This window comes from Vibrio sp. SG41-7 (genome assembly GCF_014164465.1).
GTDB lineage: Bacteria > Pseudomonadota > Gammaproteobacteria > Enterobacterales > Vibrionaceae > Vibrio > Vibrio splendidus.
This window is the reverse complement of sequence record NZ_JACJFF010000228.1, coordinates 1-3,533: the sequence shown is the minus strand read 5'-3', so window position 1 is coordinate 3,533 and position 3,533 is coordinate 1. Positions and strand designations below refer to the sequence as shown.

Sequence of the window (3,533 nt, the reverse complement as noted above, 5' to 3'; positions counted from 1 at the left end):
TCACGAGTCGTATCGTGTTGGTTAATCAGCGTGATTTTTTGTTCATTGGATAGTGTTATTTTCATGTCACCTAGCATGATCCTCATTTTGGCTAAAATCAAGCACCTTCAATGATCACGGGTATAGAAGTAACCTTAAACCTGAAAATAAAAAGGCTCGAAGCTGGCTAGAAGGACGCTGCCAGCTTCTAATGTAAAAGGCACTGATAGTCACCTAGTCAGCTAAAACCTTACGATAATAATTAGCATCTTGATGTTCTCCTTTAAACACTGCGTAACTCTCGACATGCTCGACCAATTCAAAACCTGTATTGAATAAGATTTTGTTGGAACCGACATTACCCACTAACGCATAGGCATCAACATATTTAAGGGATGAGTGCTCGGCCAAGTAGATAAGTAACTTCCTCACCGCGTTAGACGCAATGCCTTTTGAAGCAAAGGGTCGACCTACTCGATAACCTAGCTCCCCACTGTCAGCGTTCTGGTCGATATCACGAACATTGATTCGCCCACAAATAGTGCCATTAGCGTCTTTGATCAACATAGGAATCATCTCGCCATTGTCATACTCTGTTAGAAAGCTAGTGATTTGTTCGGCAACACCCGTATTAGAATAGAAACGGTCTTCCCGAGCTGGGACAAATTGCTCAAACCACTCTCTATTTTCGACTTCAAACTCCAATAAAGCACTGGCATCGCTTGGATGAAGTACGTGTAAAAATACATCCATAATCAATACCCTGTCGCTTATCTAAAAAAGCCGCACCTTATGATTCATACAGCTCAGCTTGTCTTATGAATCTAAGGTAAGTATCTTAACTTCTTAGCAGGGTTGCCTGCATAGATACCTTTCTCGGTGATGTCTTTTGTCACCACACTGCCCGCGCCGATTACCACCCCTTCGCAAATGCTGACAGACAATACTGTCGCATTCGAACCAATAGTAACGTTATCAGCGATAACAGTTCGCCCCCAACTGTCTGGGTTTGGATCTGGTTTGCCCTCTTTGAACAAGTCATTGGCAAACATTACTCCATGCCCGACAAAGCAGTCACTTCCGATAGTCACATACTCGCAAATAAAGGTGTGAGATTGAATCTTACTTCTCTCGCCTATCACGGAGTTCTTTTGAATCTCAACAAAAGGACCAATGAATACATCATCTTTAAGCTCACAGCCATAAACGTTGCTTGGCTCGATGATAGTGACATTCTCGCCACAGGTAATATCAATAATCTGTGCCTTTAACACTCTTGGGCTTGCCATACTTCCTCTCGACATTAGCGTCACAATTCAACCTAAGCGATTGTGCCGTAGCCATTTAAGCACAAGCAAGTTGGAGTAGAGAGAGTTGGCGGTGGATCAAACATTCCACGAGTCTGTTTACTAAAACAACCCAACCAGCAAAACTGACAATAACACTCCACTGATAAAACTTGGGGCATGAAATGGGCGAGCTTTAGATTTTACGTACTCTTTCTGAAGATCTTCTTGATAAGTTTTAACAGCGAGTTCTTTTACGTAGTTATTTTGCATAATAAGCTCCTTCTTAATCAGTAAGAGAAGCTTAAGACTTGAAGTTAGGTTGAGGTAAAGTGAAAATTCAAATTAATTGAACACTTTAGTTTTGTTACTCGAGGATTACCCTGAACACATCGTTATTCACACCGCCAACATCCACTAACTCTCCCGGCTCCATATGAAGCGAAGTGTTGAGCTGTCTGGTCGATTGACGCGTTTTATCTTCTCGAATCACTAACATATCGACAAAGTAGCCTGAGTTTTGCTTTGATATTGAGCCCGAGAAAGTAACACTCTCCTTTCTATTGGCTAGCACCGAACTAAATGTTTTATCCTCTAAAACACCTGCAGAGATGGATGTATCACCATAAAATAGCGTGATGGTTGTCGGATCAGGCATTAGCTTTTGATTAGACGAACAACCCATAAGGGATAGGCACAGCAGTAAAATAATTCGAAATTGCATAAACTGGTTTTCTTACGTTAAGCGTCTGTTTTTCATATTAAAACACTTCGACTTAATAATCACCATATGTCAGGTCGAAGCTTGGTTATATTGCTTCGAATAAGTTGTGTAGCGAGGCTTGGGATTGGCAGTATCTGTGGTGAGTTAGCAGATCAGACCGCCGGCTTATGTTTCGACTCAATGTTTAAGAGCTAAAGCTGGGATCTGATCGCTATTATCGAGAAGGGTGCAATTAATTTAAGCAACGACGTCTTGTGGAGGTGTACCTTCACAGTTAGAAACGACAGCATCAATTTGCACTAAAGCATTCATTGGAATTTCTGAAACCCCTACTACCGTTCTTGCAGGCAGCTCAGCATTAAAGAATGCGGTGTAGATTTCGTTTACCGCATCAATATCTGAAATATCCTTAAGTTGAATATTAATTTTCACCGTATCGTCCATGCTATGGTCAACACTTTCAATTATCGCCTTAATATTTTTTAAACATTGTTCCGCTTGCTCTTTTACACCACCAGCAACAATTTCATTTGTTTTCGGGTCTAAAGGCAATTGTCCTGAAATATGATTGTAGTGAGAGAAAGCAACAGTATGCGAATAAGGCATGAATGGTGCTGCAACAGTATTATTGGTTTCAATAACCAGTAAGCGAGTGTCTTCTGGTAATTGCGGCGGTGTACCGTCACCATGTGAAACGGATGTATCAATTTGAATTAAAGCGCCCATTGGTAATTCAGCTGCGTTAACAACGGTACGAGCAGGAACGTAGCTTGGGAAGAATTTAGCACATATTTCATTTACCACTTCCGCATCTGCGATATTTTTTACGTAGATAGTCGTTTTAACCACATCATTCATGACATGTCCGATGCTTTCTAAAATAGCTTTAATGTTTGATAGACATTGGGCCGTTTGCGCTTCGATACCACCATCAACCAACTCACCTGTGGTTACATCTATCGGTAACTGAACTGAAAGATTGTTGTAGTGAGAAAAAGCCGCAGTCTGCGTGGACACAGCACTTTGAGGCGCATTATCCGTATTCCTTGATACCTTAACTAGTGCGCAAGGTGCTTGTGGTTTAGTGCCTTCGCCGTTTGAAATAAGAGCATCCATTTGAACTAAAGCGTCACTGTTCGGCAGCGCAGCGACACCCACGACTGTGCGTGTCGGAAGGCTGTTGTGGAAGAAGCTTTTGTAAACTTCATCAATAGCATCGATATCAGAAATATTCTTAACGAAAACATTGATCTTCACGACATCATCCATAACATGGTCGATGCTTTCAACAATCGCTTTAATATTATTTAAGCATTGCGTTGCTTGGTCTTTAATATCACCAGTTACTATTTGACCTGTTTTAGGGTCAACAGGCAATTGAGCAGAAAAGTTATTATAATGAGAAAAAGCGACCGTTTGTGTATACCCGTGATCAATGAAGGTGCTTGATTTTCGATAAAATCAGGATCATGCTAAGACCCATGAAAATTACACTGACTCCTCAACAAAAGCTGCAACTCGAGCAGATGCACGATTCTACTCGT

General features: G+C 41.3%; 5 protein-coding genes. All 5 read right to left on the bottom strand.

Annotated features, from left to right (window positions below):
- Positions 1–213: 213 nt before the first annotated feature.
- On the bottom strand, positions 214–732 hold the full coding sequence (locus H5300_RS26025) for a GNAT family N-acetyltransferase (RefSeq protein ID WP_182797291.1): 519 nt from the start codon (positions 730–732) through the stop codon (positions 214–216).
- 71 nt (positions 733–803) lie between these two features.
- Entirely contained in the window at positions 804–1,268 is a 465-nt protein-coding gene (locus H5300_RS26020) for an acyltransferase (protein WP_182797290.1), read from the bottom strand.
- Positions 1,269–1,388: 120 nt separating this feature from the next.
- A complete protein-coding gene (locus H5300_RS26015) occupies positions 1,389–1,538 on the bottom strand; it encodes a hypothetical protein (RefSeq protein WP_004731446.1) in 150 nt (49 codons plus the stop codon).
- A gap of 94 nt (positions 1,539–1,632) precedes the next feature.
- Positions 1,633–1,989 (bottom strand): hypothetical protein, encoded by a 357-nt coding sequence (locus tag H5300_RS26010; protein ID WP_017091854.1) that lies wholly within the window; start codon positions 1,987–1,989, stop codon positions 1,633–1,635.
- 237 nt (positions 1,990–2,226) lie between these two features.
- The gene (locus tag H5300_RS26005) at positions 2,227–3,426 is read right to left on the bottom strand and encodes a RidA family protein (RefSeq protein ID WP_182797292.1); all 1,200 of its coding nucleotides are present in this window, start codon (positions 3,424–3,426) and stop codon (positions 2,227–2,229) included.
- Positions 3,427–3,533: the final 107 nt, after the last annotated feature.

Excerpts from the sequence above, each read along its gene's own strand:
- H5300_RS26025 (WP_182797291.1), bottom strand. The coding sequence starts at position 732 with ATGGATGTATTTTTACACGTACTTCATCCAAGCGATGCCAGTGCTTTA.
- H5300_RS26020 (WP_182797290.1), bottom strand. The coding sequence starts at position 1,268 with ATGGCAAGCCCAAGAGTGTTAAAGGCACAGATTATTGATATTACCTGT.
- H5300_RS26015 (WP_004731446.1), bottom strand. The coding sequence starts at position 1,538 with ATGCAAAATAACTACGTAAAAGAACTCGCTGTTAAAACTTATCAAGAA.
- H5300_RS26010 (WP_017091854.1), bottom strand. The coding sequence starts at position 1,989 with ATGCAATTTCGAATTATTTTACTGCTGTGCCTATCCCTTATGGGTTGT.